Below are 17,749 nucleotides of genomic sequence, written 5' to 3' on the forward strand. Positions count from 1 at the left end.
CCCTCCTGAGGTTGTCGTTGTTGCTGGATGGTCGGTCGCGCGGCGCGCGCAGCGCGGGCTCAGGCGCCCACGGAGCGCAGCGATTCGGAGGTCAGCGTGAAGTAGCGGATGCCGATGGCATCGGACACGTGGTAGGCCGCGGCCTCGCAGTGCGCGAGCAGCGCGGCCAGCGCCGCATAGGGGCCGTCCTCGCCGTCGGCGGGGCCGGGGTCGCACAGGTGCTCGAGCGTCCAGGTGGCCGGGTCGGGCAGCTCGTACGACAGCGCCGTGAGCTTGCCGGGCGCGCTGCCCGCGAGCCGCGCGATGCGCCCGCGCAGGGTCTGCGTGACCCAGGCCAGCGAGCGCGGGTTCTCGGCGTCGAGCACCAGCAGGTCGACCAGCGTGGCGACGTCGCGGCGCTGCTGGTAGCGCGCATGGAAGGTGATGGTGCTGTCGAACAGCGCGACCATCGCCTCGAAGCCGCTGACCTCGTGCACCGCGTGGTTCTGGAAACCCGCGAGCAGGGCGTTGGCGAGGAAGCTCAGGCGCTCGATGTGGCGGCCGATCGACAGCAGCCGCCAGGCATCGTCGCGCGTCATGCGGTCGGTCTGCGCGCCGGTCATGGCCGACAGCGCCGAGCTCGCCGATTCGAGCGAGCGCAGCGCCGCGCCGGTGGCGAAGCTGCCTTCGCCGGCCTGCTCGGCGGCGCGGCGCAGGAAGTCGGCCTCGGCGCGCACGATCTGGTTCCAGTGGTCGGGCGAGAGCCGCTCGCGTACCGCGGCCGCGGCCTGGCGGATGCTGCGCAGGCTGTAGCCCACGCTGCCGCCCTGGGCCACGTCGCCGAGCTCGGCGATCAGCGCGCGCTCGAACACGCGGCGCGACTGCGGCGCGCTCGGCACGCCGGCCGGCACCAGCGCATTGCGCGCCGCCATGCGGTGCAGCCATTCGAGCAGCGGGCGCGAGGACTGGTCCTCGCCGCCGAGGATGTTGAGCGTGAGGCGCGCCAGCCGCACCGCGTTCTCGGCGCGCTCGGTGTAGCGGCCGAGCCAGAACATGTTCTCGGCCGCGCGGCTGGTGACCGGCGCGCGGTGCCGCGCCAGCGAGGCCGGCGTGGCCTGCGGCTGCAGCAGCGTGGTGCGGTCGACCTCGCCATGGGTCTGCACCCAGACGTCGGCGCTGCTGCCGCCGCGCTGCATCGAGGCGATCTGCGCATCGGGCCCCGCGAGCCGCGCCAGCCCGCCGGGCAGCACGCGCCACGACTGCGCGCCGTCGCTGACCGCGAACACGCGCAGCAGCACCGCGCGCGGCGCGATGTGGCCGGGCCCGAGGTCGCTGGCCCAGGTCGGCATCTGCGACAGCGGCAGGTAGCTCTGCACCGTGTGGGCCTCGCCCTCGCGCACGATGCGCCCGGCCCATTCGTCGAGTTCGCGGCGGCCGAACTGGCGGCCCAGCACCGCGTCGAAGCTCGCGCGGCCGTCGATGCCCGGGTAGGTGGGCTTGATGAAGCAGTCGCCGAGCTGCGGCAGTACGGCTTCGAGCGCCGCGCGTTCGCCGCACCACCAGGTGGGCAGCGCGGGCAGCAGCAGCTTCTCGTCGAGCAGGTGGCGCGCCAGGCCGGGCAGGAAGCCCAGCAGCGCCGGCGATTCGAGGAAGGCCGAGCCCGGCATGTTGGCCACCAGCACGTTGCCGGCGCGGATCGCCTGCAGCAGGCCCGGCACGCCGAGCGTGGAGTCGGGGCGCAGCTCCAGCGGATCGAGGAACTGGTCGTCGAGCCGCTTGATGAGCCCGTGCACGGGGCGCAGGCCCTGCAGCGTCTTGAGGTACAGGCGCTGGTCTCGCACCGTGAGGTCGCTGCCCTCGACCAGCGTGACGCCGAGGTAGCGCGCCAGGTAGGCGTGCTCGAAGTAGGTCTCGTTGTAGGGGCCGGGCGTGAGCAGCGCGATGTGCGGCGGCACGCCGGCCGGGCACATGCGCTGCAGGCCGTCCATCATGGCGCTGTAGGTGGCGGCCAGCCGCTGCACGTGCAGCGCCTCGAAGGCCTGCGGGAACTGGCGCGTGATCGCGAGCCGGTTCTCGAGCAGGTAGCCCAGGCCCGAGGGCGCCTGGGTGCGCTGCGAGACCACCCACCAGTTGCCGTCGGGGCCGCGCGCGAGGTCGAAGGCCGCGATGTGCAGCCAGGTGTCGCCCGGCGGCTTCACGCCGTGCAGCGCGCGCAGGTAGCCCGGATGGCCGCGCACCAGCGCGGGCGGCAGCAGGCCTTCGGCAAGCAGGCGCTGCGGGCCGTAGACGTCGGCCATCACGCGGTCGAGCACGCGCATGCGCTGCAGCACGCCGGTCTCGATCTGCGCCCAGCTCTCGGGCGAGACGATCAGCGGGAACAGGTCGAGCGACCAGGGCCGCTGCGGGCCGTTGGCGTCGGCGTAGACGTTGTAGGTGACGCCGTTGTCGCGGATCTGGCGCTCCAGGCTGACCGCGCGCCGCGGCAGGTCGCCGAAGCCGTCGGGGCCGAGCTGTTCGAAGAAGGCGTGCCAGGGCGGCAACAGCGGGGGCTTGTCGCCGGGGGCGGCGGCCGACGAGGCGGGGTTGGCGGAGGGCGTGCGCGGGGGCGGGGATGCGGATTGCGACTGCGATTGCGACTGGGTCGGGCCGGACCCGGTGCCCTGGGCCTGGGCCTGGGACTGGCTCTGCGTGCCCGCCGTCGCGTCGTGCAGGTGCGGCCCCGCGGGCGCCGCCGGCCCGGCAGCGGGCCGTGCCGCGGCCTCGGGCGTCGCCGTGCCGCGCAGCTCGTCGAAGTGGCCGGGCAGGGCGGCCGGGGCGAGCGCCGACGCCAGGGCGGCTGGAAAATCCAGCGCCTGGGCATCGAACAGGGATTCGTTGAGGGGTTCCACAGGGTTGGGATTGTCACATTGCCGTCACCGGCCCCGGTGGCGATGGCGTGCGAAATGCCCGCCGCAGCCATCGGTGTGGGCGCCACGACACAGCCGGCCGCCCGGCCCGCCACCCCGAAGGGCCGGCGGGCGCGCGGCGCCGCTCAGCGCCGCAGGTCGAGCGTGAACGGGAATTCGCGGCTGCCGGGCACCTCGATGGTGGCGGCCGGCGTGCGCATCAGCCCCGGCGTGTGGCCGGTGCGCGTGAAGCGCGACAGGCGCCGGCTCTCGGCCTCGTAGGCATTGACCGGGAAGGTCTCGTAGTTGCGTCCGCCCGGATGGGCCACGAAGTACTGGCAGCCGCCGAGCGAGCGCTTCATCCAGGTGTCGACCAGGTCGACGGTCAGCGGCGCATGGGCCTTGATGCTCGGATGCAGCGCCGAGGGCGGGTTCCAGGCCTTGTAGCGCACGCCGGCCACGAACTCGCCGGTCACGCCCGTGGGCTGCAGCGGCAGCACACGGCCGTTGACGGTGACCACGTGACGGCTCTCGTTGAGGCCGGTCACGCGCACCTCGATGCGCTCGAGCGAGGAGTCGACGTAGCGCACCGTGCCGCCGGCCGAGCCTTCTTCGCCCATCACGTGCCAGGGCTCGAGCGCGTTGCGCAGCGAGAGCTCGACGCCCATCGCCTGCACCCGGCCCACGAGCGGGAAGCGGAACTCGAAGTGCGGCGCGAACCAGTCGGGATCGAAGGCGAAGCCGGCCTGGCGCATCTCGCTGATGACGTCGTCGAAGTCCATCTTGACGAAGGTCGGCAGCAGGAAGCGGTCGTGCAGCTCGGTGCCCCAGCGCGTGACGGGCGCCTTGTAGGGCTCGTCCCAGAAGCGCGCCACCAGCGCGCGGATCAGCAGCTGCTGCGCGATGCTCATGCGCGCATGCGGCGGCATCTCGAAGGCGCGCAGCTCGAGCAGGCCGAGGCGGCCGGTGCTGGAGTCGGGCGAGTAGAGCTTGTCGATGCAAAACTCGCTGCGGTGCGTGTTGCCCGAGACGTCGATCAGGATGTTGCGCAGGGTGCGGTCGACCAGCCAGGCCGGCATGTGCTGGCCGTAGAGCTCGCGGTTCTTCGCGATCTCCTTGAGCGCGATCTCGAGCTCGTAGACCTGGTCGTTGCGCGCTTCGTCCACGCGTGGCGCCTGGCTGGTCGGGCCGATGAACATGCCCGAGAACAGGTAGCTTAGCGAGGGATGGTTGTGCCAGTAGAGCAGCAGGCTGGCCAGCAGCTCGGGCCGGCGCAGGAAGGGGCTGTCGGCCGGCGTGGCGCCGCCCATCACGAAGTGGTTGCCGCCGCCGGTGCCGGTGTGGCGGCCGTCGGTCATGAACTTCTCGGCCGACAGCCGGGTCTCGAACGCGGCCTGGTAGAGGAATTCGGTGTGGTCGACCAGTTCCTTCCAGTTGTGGGCCGGATGGATGTTGACCTCGATCACGCCGGGGTCGGGCGTGACCTGCAGCATCTTCAGGCGCGGATCGCGCGGCGGCGGATAGCCTTCCATCACGATGCGCACGCCGAGCTCGCGCGCGGTGGCTTCCACGGCGGCGACCAGGTCGAGGTAGTCCTCGAGGCGCGCCAGCGGCGGCATGAAGACGTAGAGCACGCCCGAGGCGCTGCCCTTCTTCTCGGCCGCCGGGCCGTTGGCGCGGCGCGGGTCGCGCACCTCGACGCACAGCGCGGTGCGCGTGACCCAGTGGGCCGATTCGCCGCGCAGCGGCTGGCGCGTGGCGGAGACGCGCGCGGGATCGCCGGCCTCGCCATCGGCCCCGTCACCCGTGTGGCCGGCATCGCCCTGGCCCGGCTTGCCGTCGAGCCCTTCGCCGGTCCCCGGCCCCTGCATGCGCAGCGCGGCGGGCACGGCCGCGGGCGTGCCGAAGACATAGGGCACGGCGCCCAGGTCGGCACCGGTGCCGCCAGTCGCGCCCACGGTGTAGCGCGCGCGATAGTCGGCCGCGCTCGGCAGCGCGCCGCGTGCCGCGGTCGGGTCGCGCTCGATCAGGTAGGGGTAGTCGCCCTTGCTGGCCCAGGGTTGCGAGTCGAGCGGCAGGCGGTAGCCCATCGGCGAATCGCCGGGGATCAGGTAGAGGCGGTCGTCGCGCAGGAACCAGGGGCCGGTCTTCCAGGCCGGGCCCTCGAGCGCGGGCGCGTCGCGGTTCGCGTTGCCGGGCTCGATCGGCAGCATGTAGCCGATCACCGCGTCGAGCTTCTGCGTGAACACGCGGCGCAGGCGCACGCGTTCGAGTTCGTCATCGAGCTTCGAGTCGAAGGGGTCGACGTTGACCGGCAGGCGGCGTTCGCGCCACAGGTAGTAGTAGATGTCCTCGAAGCCCGGCTGCACATAGCGGTCGGTCAGGCCGAGCTTGCGCGCCAGCAGGCTGGTGAAGCGGCGCGCGTCCTCGCTGGTGTAGTGGGTCGGGAAGCGTTCGTCGGCGAACAGCTCGGGGTCGTGCCACAGCGTCTGGCCGTCGGCGCGCCAGAAGATCGACAGCGCCCAGCGCGGCAGCTGCTCGCCCGGGTACCACTTGCCCTGGCCGAAATGCAGGAAGCCGCCCTGGCCGTACTCGGCGCGCAGCTTGTGGACCAGCTCGGTGGCGTAGCCGCGCTTGGTGGGGCCGAGCGCGTCGGTGTTCCACTCGGGCGCGTCGCGGTCGCTGGTGGCCACGTAGGTGGGCTCGCCGCCCATCGTGAGGCGCACGTCGCCGGCCTGCAGCCGCGCGTCGACCGCGTCGCCCAGGGTCAGCACCTCGGCCCACTGCTCCTCGGTGTAGGGCTTGGTCACGCGCGGCGATTCGTAGATGCGCGTGACCTTCATGTCATGGCCGAACTCGACCTTCGACTCGTCGACGCCGCCCTCGATGGGCGCGGCGCTCGAGGGCGTGGGCGTGCAGGCCAGCGGGATGTGGCCCTCGCCGGCCAGCAGGCCCGAGGTGGCGTCGAGGCCGATCCATCCGGCGCCCGGCAGGAACACCTCGCACCAGGCATGCAGGTCGGTGAAGTCGACCGTGGTGCCGCTCGGGCCGTCGAGCGCCTTCACGTCGGGCGTGAGCTGGATCAGGTAGCCCGAGACGAAGCGCGCGGCCAGGCCGCAGTGGCGCAGCAGCTGCACCAGCAGCCAGCCCGAGTCGCGGCAGGAGCCGCTGCCGTTGGTGAGCGTTTCTTCCGGCGTCTGCACGCCGGGCTCCATGCGGATCAGGTAGTTGACGTCCTGCTGCACCTGCTGGTTGATGCCGACCAGGAAGTCGATGGTGCGCTGTTCCTTGCGGTCGATCTTGTCGAGGTAGGCCGCGAGCAGCGGCGTGGGTTCCTCGGTGACGAGATAGGGCGCGAGCTCCTCGGCCTGCGAGGGCGTGTAGGCGAAAGGAAAGTTCTCGGCCTGCGGCTCGAGGAAGAAGTCGAAGGGGTTGTAGACCGCCATCTCGACCACGAGGTCGACCGTGACCTTGAACTCGCGCGTCTTCTCGGGGAACACGAGCCGCGCCTGGTAGTTGGCGAACGGGTCCTGCATCCAGTTGACGAAGTGATCCGCGGGTTCGACGCGCAGCGAGTACGAGATGACGTTGCTGCGGCAATGCGGTGCCGGGCGCAGCCGGACGACCTGCGGGCCGAGTTGCACCAGGCGGTCGTATTTGTAGTGGGTGACGTGGTGGAGCGCGGCGTGGATGGACATGCGTTTTTGTGTGCAGTACTGGCAGATTGCATCGAAAAGATGTCTCTGGTGAGACGCATACTAGCCCAGAAGACAAAGCAATTAGCGCGCCACGGAGCGTCGTTGGGGGAGGGTTTGCATCATGGTCGCCAAGGGTGTGCGAGACGCATCCGATGCCGTCTTGCGCGCGCGCTGCGCGTTCGTCGCGCTCGCGGCGGCGCTCGCGGGCGTGGCGCTGCAACTGCGGCAGCCGGTGTTGTGGCACGGCATGGTCTACGTGGGGGGACTGTTCGCTGGCATCGCGGGTTTCTGCGTGGCCTGGCACGTGCCGCGGCGTGCGTGGACTGCCTGGGTCTGCGCTGCGTTGGCCGGTGCCGCAATCGGTGCGGGGCTCGCAGGAGCGCGCGCCACGGTCTACGCAGGCGGCGCGCTCGATCCCGCGCTCGAGGGGCGCGACCTGCAGCTCGTGGGTGTCGTGTCGCAGATGCCGCAGCGCGGCGAGGCCGGCACGCGCTTCCGCTTCAGCGTCGAGTCCGCGCGCTGGGCCGACCCATCGAGCACGGGATCGCCCGCGGTGCCCGACCGCATCGCGCTCGGCTGGTATGCCGAGGGCAGCAGCCTCTGGAACGACCCGGCCGATGCGTCCGCACCGACACTCCTGCCCGAGAGCCCGGTGCATGCCGGCGAACGCTGGCGCCTGACCGTGCGCCTCAAGGCGCCGCACGGCCTTCGCAATCCGCATGGCTTCGACAGCGAGCTGTGGATGTGGGAGCAGGGCCTGCGCGCCAGCGGCCATGTGCGCATCGGCGCGCGCGACGAGGCGCCGGCGCGGCTGGGCCTCACGGGGCGGCACCCGATCGAGCGCGCGCGCGAGACCGTGCGCGATGCCGTCTTCGAACGCGTGCCCGAGCGCTTTGCCGCGGGCGTGATCGCCGCGCTGGTCACGGGCGACCAGGGCGCGATCGACCGCGAGGGCTGGGACGTCTTCCGCGCCACCGGCGTGGCCCACCTGATGTCGATCTCGGGCCTGCACGTGACCTTGTTCGCGTGGCTCGCCGCGCACATCGTCGGCGCGCTCTGGCGCCGCAGCCCGCGGCTGATGCTGCGCCTGCCGGCACAGCGCGCGGCACTCGTGGGCGGCGTGCTGCTGGCCACGCTCTATGCGCTGTTCAGCGGCTGGGGCGTGCCATCGCAGCGCACGGTCTGGATGCTCGCGACCGTCGCGCTGCTGCGCCTCACGGGGCGGCGCTGGCCCTGGCCGCACGGCTGGCTGCTGACCGCGGCGGTGGTGGTCGCGCTCGATCCCTGGGCCCTGACGCAGGCCGGTTTCTGGCTCAGCTTCGTGGCGGTGGGCGTGCTGTTCGCCACCGATGCGGGCTGGCCCGGCGACACGCGCCCGGGCCTGCGCGCGCGGCTGTGGCGGCTGCTGCGCGAGCAATGGACGATCACGCTGGCGCTCACGCCCTTGAGCCTGCTGCTGTTCCAGCAGGTGTCGCTGGTCGGGCTGGTGGCCAACCTGGTCGCGATTCCCTGGGTCACGCTGGTGATCACGCCGCTCGCGATGCTCGGCACCGTCGCCGCGCCGCTGTGGGACCTCGCGGCGCGCGCGGTGCAGGGGCTCGGGCTGCTGCTGTCGTGGCTCGCGGCGCTGCCGTTCGCCAGCATCTCGATGGCCGCGCCGCCGGCGTGGCTGGCCGCCTGCGGCGTGGCGGGCGGCGTGCTGGTCGCGATGCGGCTGCCGTGGTCGCTGCGCGCGCTGGGCCTGCCGCTGCTGCTGCCGGTGCTGCTGTGGCAGCCGCCGCGTCCCGCCCTCGGCGAGTTCGAGCTGCTCGCGGCCGACGTCGGCCAGGGCAACGCGGTGCTGGTGCGCACCGCGAACCACAGCCTGCTCTACGACAGCGGCCCGCGCTACAGCCTCGAGAGCGATGCCGGCCACCGCGTGCTGGTGCCGCTGCTGCGCGCCCTGGGCGAGCGGCTCGACCTGCTGGTGCTGAGCCACCGCGACAGCGACCACACGGGCGGCGCGAGCGCCGTGCTCGCGATGCATCCGCGCGCCGAGCTGCTGAGCTCCATCGAGGCCGAACATCCGCTGCAGTCGCAACGCCCCGCCCGGCGCTGCGAGGCGGGCCGGCGCTGGACCTGGGATGGCGTGGAGTTCGAGCTGCTGCATCCGCAGGCCGGCGACTACCTGTTCTTCACGCGGCCCAACGCGGTCTCGTGCGTGCTGCGCATCGGCAATGGCCGCGCGACCGCGCTGCTGGCCGGCGACATCGAGCGGCTGCAGGAAGCCGCGCTGCTCGAGCGCGTGCCCGAACGGCTGCGCGCCGACGTGCTGCTGGTGCCGCATCACGGCAGCAAGACCTCGTCGAGCGCGGCTTTCCTCGATGCGGTGCGCCCGCGCATCGGCCTGGTCCAGGCCGGCTACCGCAACCGCTTCGGCCACCCGGTGCCCGAGGTGGTGGCGCGCCATGCCGGGCGTGGCGTGCGCCTGGTCGAGAACGTGCACTGCGGCGCCGCGCACTGGACCAGCGCCCGCCCGGCCGAGGTGGACTGCGAGCGCGAACGCTCGCCGCGCTACTGGCAGCACCGGCCGGCCGTTGAGGTTAAAACTGTGAACTAGTTGTTAAAAATTTTCCGGACGAACCCTTGCCAGGTCGGGCGCGGCGGCGTCCCATGCGTTGTAGCGAAAGACAACGACGCAGGGGACCCATGAAATCGCACCACCGCCAGGCTTTCTTCCCGCGCTCGCCCGCGGGCACCGTGCCATGACCGCCGCCGTCCCCGCCATCACCAGCAGCCACGTCGGCACCAGCTCCGCCGCGCGGCTCAAGACGCACCGCGACGGCCCGGTGCTGGTGCTGACGCTCAGCAACCCCGGCGCGCGCAACGCGCTCAGCCCCTCGGTCTACCGCGCCGCGGCCAAGGTCATGCGCGACGCCGCGGGCTTTCGCACGGTGCGCGCCATCGTGCTGTGCGGCGAGGGCGAACATTTCAGCGGCGGCGGCGACCTGCGGCGCCTGTCGCGGCAGCGCCGCCTGCCGGCCGCCGAGCAGCACGAGCACCTGGCGGCGCTGCACGACTGGATCCTCGCGATCGAGGCGGCGCCGCAGCCGGTCATCGCCGCGGTCGAGGGCGCGGCGGCTGGAGGCGGCTTCTCGCTGGCCCTGGCCTGCGACCTGGTCGTGGCGGCCGAGGACGCGAAGTTCTTCACCTCCTTCGTTAGCATGGGCCTGACGCCCGATGGCGGCGCCACCGACTCGCTGGCCCGCGCGCTGCCGCCGCAGGCCGCGCTCGAACTGCTGCTCGACGACGAGCCCTGCACGGCGCGGCGGCTGCACGGCTGGGGCGTGGTCAACAAGGTGGTGCCGCCCGGCGAGGCCTGCGCGGAGGCGATCGCATGGGCCCAGCGGCTCGCGCGCGGCCCGTTCGAGGCGCAGGCGCGCACCAAGCAGCTCGTGCACGCGGCGCGCGGGCGCAGCCGGCGCGAGCAGCTCGATGCCGAGCGCGAGTCCTCGGTCGCCAGCCTCTATGGCGAGGAGAGCGGGGAGCGCATCAAGGCCTTCCTGTCGCCGCGCAAGAAACGCGCGGCCGACGCGGAACCTGTTCCCGAAGTGCGCGAATAAATCCGACCGTCGCCTTGGCGGGCTTGGCATCAGGGGTTCTACTGGCCTCGAACTTGCTAAGCTATGGCTCAAGGAGATTGGTCGTTCCATGCACAAATTCGACGAGATGTATGAGCAGCTCCCCTATGCGGGAGCCGCGATCCGGCAGCACTACAAGCGATACGACCAATGGCTCGCGAAGCAACCCGGCGAGGTGATGCGTTCGCGGCGCGAAGAGGCGGAAATGATCTTCCGCCGGGTCGGTATCACCTTCGCCGTGTACGGCGCCAAGGACGAGGACGGCTCGGGCACCGAGCGGCTGATCCCGTTCGACCTGCTGCCCCGGATCATTCCGGCGCACGAGTGGGACAGCATGGAGAAGGGGCTGGTGCAGCGCGTCACGGCGCTCAACCGCTTCCTGCATGACGTCTACCACGACCAGGAAATCATCAAGGCCGGCATCATCCCGGCCGAGCAGATCCTCAACAACGCCCAGTTCCGCCCCGAGATGATGGGCGTGAGCGTGCCGCACAACGTCTACTCGAACATCTCGGGCATCGACATCGTGCGCGCGCCCGACGCCAGCGGCAACGGCGAGTACTACGTGCTCGAGGACAACCTGCGCGTGCCCAGCGGCGTGAGCTACATGCTCGAGAACCGCAAGATGATGATGCGGCTGTTCCCCGAGCTGTTCAACCAGAACCGCATCGCGCCGGTGGCGCACTATCCCGACCTGCTGCTCGAGACCCTGCGCGCCAGCGCGCCGGCCGCGACGGCCGAGCCCACGGTGGTGGTGCTCACGCCCGGCATGTACAACAGCGCCTACTTCGAGCACGCCTTCCTCGCGCAGCAGATGGGCGTCGAGCTGGTCGAGGGGCAGGACCTGTTCGTGCGCGACAACTTCGTCTACATGCGCACCACGCGCGGACCGAAGCGCGTCGACGTGATCTACCGCCGCGTCGACGACGACTTCCTCGACCCCGAGGTGTTCCGCCCGAGTTCCACGCTGGGCTGCGCGGGCCTGATGCGCGCCTACCGCGACGGCAACGTCGTGATCTGCAATGCCGTGGGCACCGGCGTGGCCGACGACAAGTCGATCTATCCGTACGTGCCGAAGATGATCGAGTTCTACCTCGGCGAGCAGCCGATCCTCAAGAACGTGCCGACCTACATGTGCCGCAACAAGGACGAGCTGCAGTACACGCTCGACAACATGAAGGACCTGGTGGTCAAGGAAGTGCACGGCGCCGGCGGCTACGGCATGCTGATCGGCCCGGCCGCCACGCAGGCCGAGATCGAGGACTTCAAGAAGGCCGTGATCGCCAAGCCCGACGGCTACATCGCCCAGCCCACGCTGAGCCTGTCGACCTCGCCGACCTTCGTCGACGCCGGCATCGCGCCGCGCCACATCGACCTGCGGCCCTTCGTGCTCTCGGGCAGCGAGGTGCAGATGGTGCCCGGCGGCCTCACGCGCGTGGCGCTCAAGGAAGGCTCGCTGGTGGTCAATTCCTCGCAGGGCGGCGGCACCAAGGACACCTGGATCCTCGAGGCCGACCGCACGGCCAAGCCGAAGACGCAGTCCCAGTCGCAGAGCCAGTCGGCCTGAGTGCAAGAAGCCCGGAGAACCACATGCTGTCCCGCACCGCAGACCACCTCTACTGGATGTCCCGCTACACCGAGCGCGCCGAGAACACCGCACGCATGCTCGACGTCAACTACCAGACCTCGCTGCTGCCGCAGTCGGCCGAGGTCGCCAAGTACGGCTGGCAGGGCGTGCTCTCGATCAGCGAGCTGCTGCCCTCGTACAACCAGAAGTACGACCAGATCGCGCCCAACGAGGTGATGGAGTTCATGGTCAAGGACGAGAGCAATCCGTCCTCGATCGTCTCCTGCCTCAAGGCCGCGCGCGAGAACGCCCGCGCGGTGCGCGGCGCGTTGACCACCGAGGCCTGGGAAACGCAGAACACCACCTGGCTCGAGGTCAACCGCATGCTGCGCGCGGGCGACTTCGAGCGCGATCCCGGCCAGTTCTTCGAATGGGTCAAGTTCCGCTCGCACCTCTCGCGCGGCGTCACGCTGGGCACGATGCTGCAGGACGAGGCCTTCTACTTCTCGCGCCTGGGCACCTTCCTCGAACGCGCCGACAACACGGCGCGGCTGGTCGACGTGAAGTTCCACGCGCTCAACAGCGAGTTCTTCGGTGCCGCCACCGAGGAGGACCAGGAGTACGACTTCTATCACTGGAGCGCGATCCTGCGCAGCGTCTCGGCCTTCGAGGTCTACCGCAAGGTCTACCGCGACGTGATCAAGCCCGAGCGCGTGGCCGAGCTGCTGATCCTGCGCGCCGACATGCCGCGCTCGCTGCATGCGAGCCTGGCCGAGGTGGTGGCCAACCTCGCGAAGGTGCAGAACGAGCAGAGCGCCGAAACCCAGCGCCGCGCCGGCAAACTGCTGGCCGACCTGCAGTACGCGCGCGTCGACGAGATCCTCGCGACCGGCCTGCATGCCTACCTCACGCAGTTCCTCGACCGCGTGAACGAGCTCGGCGTGCGCATCAGCCAGGACTTCCTGGTGCCGGCGCACTGAACGGCGACCTCCCGGAGCGAAAGCGGCGAATGAACCTCGTGGTCCATTCGCCGCGCGCGTTTTCGGTCGAGCGATTTCTTTGCGTCGACGAATGCGCGGCGCTGATCGCGCTGGCCGAGCGCGAGGGCTTCGCGGCGGCCGGCGTGCGCACCGCCGACGGCCCGAAGGCCATGCCCGCGATCCGCAACAACGAGCGCGCGATGCTCGCGGCGCCCGAATGGGTGGCGCTGATCTGGCAGCGCCTTTGCCAGGTCGAGCTGCCGCAGCTCGAGGGAGAATCGGCGCTGGCGCTGCCGCGCGAACTACGCTTCTACAAGTACCTGCCGGGCCAGCGCTTCAAGATGCATAAGGACGGCCCCTGGCGCGAGGACGGCCGCACGAGCCGGCTCACGCTGCTGGTCTATCTCAACGACGGCTTCACGGGCGGCGACACCGATTTCCGCGACTTCCGCGTGAAGCCCGAGGCCGGCGCGGCGCTGCTGTTCGTGCACGACACCTGGCACGAGGGCGCGGCCATCGAGGCCGGCACGAAGTACGTGCTGCGTTCCGACGTGATGTACGGCGCGGCCTGAGCGCGCCGCCGCCACCGCTTCAAGCTCAACGCTCGAACGACTCCACCGCCACCGGCAGCACGGGCGCCTCCCAACGGTAGCCGGCGCCGAGCACGTCGCGCTCGGGCCGCTGGCCGTTCCAGCGGATGTCGAGCAGGTTCATCAGCGTCCAGCCGGCCCAGTCGGCGCGGAACGGTTGCGCCGATTGCTGCGGCGCGTGGCCCGCGAACGGTGTCTGCGGATGGCGCCAGATCACGGTCGGGATGCGGTAGCCCGAGGCGGTCGCGGGGCTGTGGCCCGCGCGGTCGCTGCCATGGCCCACTTCCTGGCCATGGTCCGACAGGTACATCCAGGCGCGGTGCTCCTGCGGCAAGCCCGCGCTGCGCATCTGCTGCAGCAGCTCGGACACCACGAAGTCGTGATAGAGCAGGGCGGCGTCGTACTCGTGGCGGTAGTGGCGCACCCAGGCCGAGCGGCCGTTCTTTACCAGGCCGGTCTCGACCGCGTCGATGTTGTCGTCGAAGGGATTGGCGTCGGGCGGAAAGCGCAGGCTGTAGTGCGGATGGGCGCCCATCAGGTGCACCACGATCAGCTTGCGTTCGGCGCTGGTGTCGGCCAGCGCTTCCTGCATGCAGTCGAGGATCTCGCCGTCGAGCGAGGCGCTCGCGCGGCCCGGCGTGCGGTTGACCATGTCGACCACGTCGGCGTAGCGCGCATGCTGCTGCTCGATCGCGAGGTCGTCGTGGTTGCTGATCCACCAGACCTTGTAGCCGGCCGCGCGCGCGAGCGCGATCAGGTGCGGCGGGTTCTCGCTCTCTGGCAGGCCGAAGTGAAACATGTTGCGCAGCGCGGGCACGGTGGTGGCATCGACCGACCAGGCGTTGCGCAGCACCTCCATGTGCGCGCCCGCCTGCGCCTTGTGGGCCAGCAGGCGCGGCGTGGTCGGGCGGCCATAGCCGTAGAGCCCCATGTTGTCGCGGTTGATGCTGTCGGTGATCACCAGCACCACGGTCGACGGACCCGCGCGCTCGACCACGGGCGCGATGGCCTTGGCGCGCGCGAGCATCTGCTTGCGCGTGCGTTCCTGGTCGGCCCAGAGGCCGCGCAGCGCATGCACCGACTGCGCCCACTGCGACCAGAAGGCCACCGGGTGCAGCCGGCGCCAGGGCTTGCTGGCGTAGCCGACGCAGGCGACCAGCAGCAGCAACGCGATCAGCGCCGTGGCCCAGGCCGGCGGGCGCGTGCGCGGGCCGTCGTTCGCCGCGGTGGCGCCGCGCCGCGCGAAGGCCGCCACCAGCAGGGCGGCCGCGGCCGCCGCGCCGCTCCACAGCAGCGCCGAGCGCCAGTGCATCTGCAGGTATTCGCCGCTCTCGCGCGCATTGGTGTTGGCCGCGGCGCTCAGCACCATGGCGCCGTCGGGCGCGGCCTGGTAGGTGTCGAGCAGGTAGGCGCGCAAGGCGCCGTCGAAGGCGAAGGCCAGGGTCCAGGCGCAGGCCAGCACGGTGCGCCAGCGGCGCACGCGCGCACTGCGCACCGGCCAGGCCAGCCACAGCACCATCGGCAGCGCCAGCACCGCGAGCTGCGCGATGCGGCGCCCGTCGTGGCCGAGCACGATCACCGCGAGCAGGGTGGCCGCCACCACGCCGCAGGCGAGCAGGCCGTTGCTGCGCGCGGTATCGAGGGAGGGAATGGCCGGCGCCTGGAGCAGGTCGGGGGCTTGGGCGGGCGGCTGGGTCAAGCGGGGCAGACGAAGGATGGGTCGCGGGCGGATTCTGCCGCTCCGGGCCGGCGCCGCCGGCAGTGCCCCCGCCGCCCGCGAGGACTTCGCCGGCCCCCGAGGAAGGCTACGCGGCCGCGGCGCCCTCGCTGATCTCGCGGCAGTTCATCTGCAATTGCTGGAAGTGCGAGCGCCAGGCGACCGCATCGATCCAGCGATCGAGGTCGAGCTTGAGCCGGACCTCGCGCTCGCCGTCGTCCAGGTGCTGCGCGAGCTTCACGCGCAGGCCGCTGCCGGTGGGCTGGGTGGCGATCTCCACGCTGGTCTCGAGCAGCGGGATCACGATGCGCTGGACCTGGCCGGCCTCGCGGCGCTTCTTGAGCACCACGTGGCAGTCGTCCTGGCTCACGAGCTTGCGGTGCACGGTGCCGCTCGCGGTCGCGCCGAGCGCGAGGTAGTTGTTGAGGGCGCGCAGGTGCTGGTCGCCCGTCATGTGGCGCACGTTCGGCGCATCCTCGCTCGGGTAGCCGTCGGTGCAGCCCGACACGAGCAGGCCGAGGGCGAGCAGCGCAGCCGTGGCGGCCCATGCAAGGGGGCGCGGCACTCGCCGCGCACGGTCGTTTCGATGATTCCTGGGAGGCGGAGGCATCGCGCAAGTATCGATCAGCCATCGATCGGTCGCGGAACTTCTGCGGCGCATGCGGCCCAGAAAGGCTCGCGCCGGCCTCGCCGGCCCTCTGGAAAACCCTTGCGCTCGAGAAAGGAAACCCTCCTCCATGAACGGATTCAGCCGACTGCCCGCACTCCTCCTCGTCATGACCCTGTTGCTCGTCTCGGCCCCGGCCGCATGGGCGCGCGAGATGGTCAGCTCCGCGGTCAAGACGCTCAATCTGCGCAGCGGCCCGGGCGTGGGCAACCCCGCGCACTGGACCGTGACGCACGGCTATCCGTTCCAGGTGCTCCAGCGCAAGGGCGACTGGCTGCAGGTGCGCGACTTCGAGGGCGACCGCGCCTGGGTCTACCGCTCGATGACCAACAAGGTGCCGCACCGCGTGGTGAAGGCGCAGGTGGCGAACCTGCGGCGCGCGCCGGGCGCGCGCAGCCCGATCGTGAAGAAGGCCGGCTACGGCGACGTGCTGCGCACGCTCGAGCGGCGCGGCAAGTGGACCAAGGTGCGCCACGAGGGCGGCGCGGTCGGCTGGGTCGCGACCAGCCTCACCTGGGGCTGGTAGGCCCGGCCCAGGCGCTCAGGCCTGCGTGGCCTGGCGCACCGCGCGCTCCCAGCGCGCCATCGATTCCTCGGCCTGCGCGCGGCCCATGGTGGGCATGAAGCGGCGCTCCACCTTCCACAGCTTGGAGAGCTGGCCGACGTCGCCGTAGACGCCGGTCGACAGTCCCGCGAGGTAGGCCGCGCCGAGCGCGGTGGTCTCGACCACCTCGGGCCGCACCACCGGGATGCCCAGCAGGTCGGCCTGGAACTGCATCAGCAGGTCGTTCACGCTGGCGCCGCCATCGACGCGCAGCTCGGCCACCGGCTTGCCGCCCGCTGCCACCGCGTCGCGGCTCATGGCCTGCAGCAGCGCGGCGCTTTGGTACGCAATGCTCTCGAGCGCGGCGCGCGCGATGTGGGCCACGGTGGTGCCGCGCGTGAGGCCGGTGATGGTGCCGCGCGCGTCGGCGTTCCAGTAGGGCGCGCCCAGGCCGGTGAAGGCCGGCACCATCATCACGCCGCCCGCGTCGGGCACGCTCTCGGCCAGCGACTGCACCTCGGCGCTGCCCTTGATCGCCTTGAGGCCGTCGCGCAGCCACTGCACCACGGCGCCGCCCACGAACACGCTGCCTTCCATCGCGTACTGCGGCTGCGTGCCGGTCTGCGCCGCACTGGTCACGAGCAGGCCGTTGCTCGAGGGCTGGAAGGCCTCGCCCGTGTGCATCAGCAGGAAGCAGCCGGTGCCGTAGGTGTTCTTGGCCATGCCGGCCTCGAAGCAGGCCTGGCCGAACAGCGCGCTCTGCTGGTCGCCGGCCACGCCGCCCACGGGCAGCGAGCGGCCCAGCAGCGCGGCGTCGGTGTCGACGAAGTGCGAGGCCGAGGGCTGCACCGCCGGCATCAGCGCGGCGGGGATGTGCAGCGCCGCCAGCAGCTCGGCATCCCATTCGTTGCGATGCACGTTGAACAGCATGGTGCGCGAGGCATTGCTCACGTCGGTCACGTGCTTGCGTCCGCCCGTGAGCTGCCACATCAGCCAGCTGTCGATGGTGCCGAAGGCGAGCTCGCCGCGCTCGGCCTGCTCGCGGGCGCCGGGCACGTTGTCGAGCAGCCAGCGCAGCTTGGTGCCCGAGAAGTAGGCATCGATCACGAGGCCGGTCTTCTCGCGGATGGTGTCGGCCAGGCCCTCTTCGCGCAGCTGCGCGCACAGCGGCTCGGCGCGCCGGTCCTGCCACACGATCGCGTGGTGCACCGGCTTGCCCGTCTTGCGGTTCCACAGCACGGTGGTCTCGCGCTGGTTGGTGATGCCGATGGCATGGATGTCCTCGGGCCGCAGCTTCGCCTTGGCGATGACCTCGCGCGCGGTCGCGAGCTGGCTGTCCCAGATCTCGAGCGGATCGTGCTCGACCCAGCCCGGCTGCGGATAGATCTGTTTGAGTTCCTTCTGCGCGATGGCCACCACGTGGCCGCCGCGGTCGAACACGATGCTGCGCGAGCTGGAGGTGCCCTGGTCGAGGGCGAGCAGGTAGGTGGTCGTCATGCGGG

At 71.2% G+C, this 17,749-nt stretch carries 11 protein-coding genes; 6 read left to right on the forward strand and 5 right to left on the reverse strand.

From position 1 onward, the window contains the following. Positions 1-59: 59 nt before the first annotated feature. Both BM109_RS37505 and BM109_RS37510 read right to left on the reverse strand, forming a co-directional pair. Positions 60-2,867: a circularly permuted type 2 ATP-grasp protein gene (locus BM109_RS37505; protein ID WP_093354726.1), complete on the reverse strand. Its 2,808-nt coding sequence runs from the start codon at positions 2,865-2,867 to the stop codon at positions 60-62. Positions 2,868-3,010: 143 nt separating this feature from the next. After that, positions 3,011-6,562 (reverse strand): transglutaminase family protein, encoded by a 3,552-nt coding sequence (locus BM109_RS37510; RefSeq protein WP_093354728.1) that lies wholly within the window; start codon positions 6,560-6,562, stop codon positions 3,011-3,013. Between the two features lie 121 nt (positions 6,563-6,683). Between BM109_RS37510 and BM109_RS37515 the strand changes: the two genes are divergently transcribed. The 5 genes from BM109_RS37515 (at position 6,684) to BM109_RS37535 (ending at position 13,301) form a co-directional block, all read left to right on the forward strand. Continuing rightward, positions 6,684-9,161 carry a DNA internalization-related competence protein ComEC/Rec2 gene (locus BM109_RS37515; protein ID WP_093354731.1) on the forward strand — a complete coding sequence of 826 codons (2,478 nt, stop codon included), beginning with the start codon at positions 6,684-6,686 and terminating at the stop codon, positions 9,159-9,161. Between the two features lie 145 nt (positions 9,162-9,306). Then, on the forward strand, positions 9,307-10,164 hold the full coding sequence (locus BM109_RS37520; RefSeq protein ID WP_093354733.1) for an oxepin-CoA hydrolase, alternative type: 858 nt from the start codon (positions 9,307-9,309) through the stop codon (positions 10,162-10,164). 88 nt (positions 10,165-10,252) lie between these two features. Continuing rightward, positions 10,253-11,749 carry a circularly permuted type 2 ATP-grasp protein gene (locus BM109_RS37525; RefSeq protein ID WP_093354736.1) on the forward strand — a complete coding sequence of 499 codons (1,497 nt, stop codon included), beginning with the start codon at positions 10,253-10,255 and terminating at the stop codon, positions 11,747-11,749. A gap of 23 nt (positions 11,750-11,772) precedes the next feature. Next, complete coding sequence (locus BM109_RS37530; protein ID WP_093354738.1) at positions 11,773-12,729, forward strand: alpha-E domain-containing protein; 957 nt, start codon at positions 11,773-11,775, stop codon at positions 12,727-12,729. Between the two features lie 29 nt (positions 12,730-12,758). Then, positions 12,759-13,301 (forward strand): prolyl hydroxylase family protein, encoded by a 543-nt coding sequence (locus tag BM109_RS37535; protein ID WP_177239561.1) that lies wholly within the window; start codon positions 12,759-12,761, stop codon positions 13,299-13,301. A 25-nt stretch (positions 13,302-13,326) separates the two neighbouring features. Here BM109_RS37535 and BM109_RS37540 read toward each other — a convergent pair whose 3' ends face one another. Together BM109_RS37540 and BM109_RS37545 are read right to left on the reverse strand one after the other, a co-directional pair. Beyond that, positions 13,327-14,970 carry a phosphoethanolamine transferase gene (locus BM109_RS37540; RefSeq protein ID WP_371269422.1) on the reverse strand — a complete coding sequence of 548 codons (1,644 nt, stop codon included), beginning with the start codon at positions 14,968-14,970 and terminating at the stop codon, positions 13,327-13,329. A 154-nt stretch (positions 14,971-15,124) separates the two neighbouring features. Then, complete coding sequence (locus tag BM109_RS37545; protein ID WP_093354740.1) at positions 15,125-15,601, reverse strand: hypothetical protein; 477 nt, start codon at positions 15,599-15,601, stop codon at positions 15,125-15,127. A gap of 211 nt (positions 15,602-15,812) precedes the next feature. On the opposite strand from BM109_RS37545, the gene BM109_RS37550 reads away from it, so the two are divergent. Then, entirely contained in the window at positions 15,813-16,229 is a 417-nt protein-coding gene (locus BM109_RS37550) for an SH3 domain-containing protein (RefSeq protein WP_256223038.1), read from the forward strand. 15 nt (positions 16,230-16,244) lie between these two features. Here the strand turns inward: BM109_RS37550 and glpK are convergent, their stop codons facing one another. Continuing rightward, positions 16,245-17,744, reverse strand: coding sequence for a glycerol kinase GlpK (glpK, locus tag BM109_RS37555; protein ID WP_093354745.1), 1,500 nt, complete (start codon positions 17,742-17,744; stop codon positions 16,245-16,247). Positions 17,745-17,749: the final 5 nt, after the last annotated feature.

This window comes from Variovorax sp. PDC80 (assembly GCF_900115375.1).
In the GTDB taxonomy this organism is placed as follows: Bacteria; Pseudomonadota; Gammaproteobacteria; order Burkholderiales; family Burkholderiaceae_C; genus Variovorax.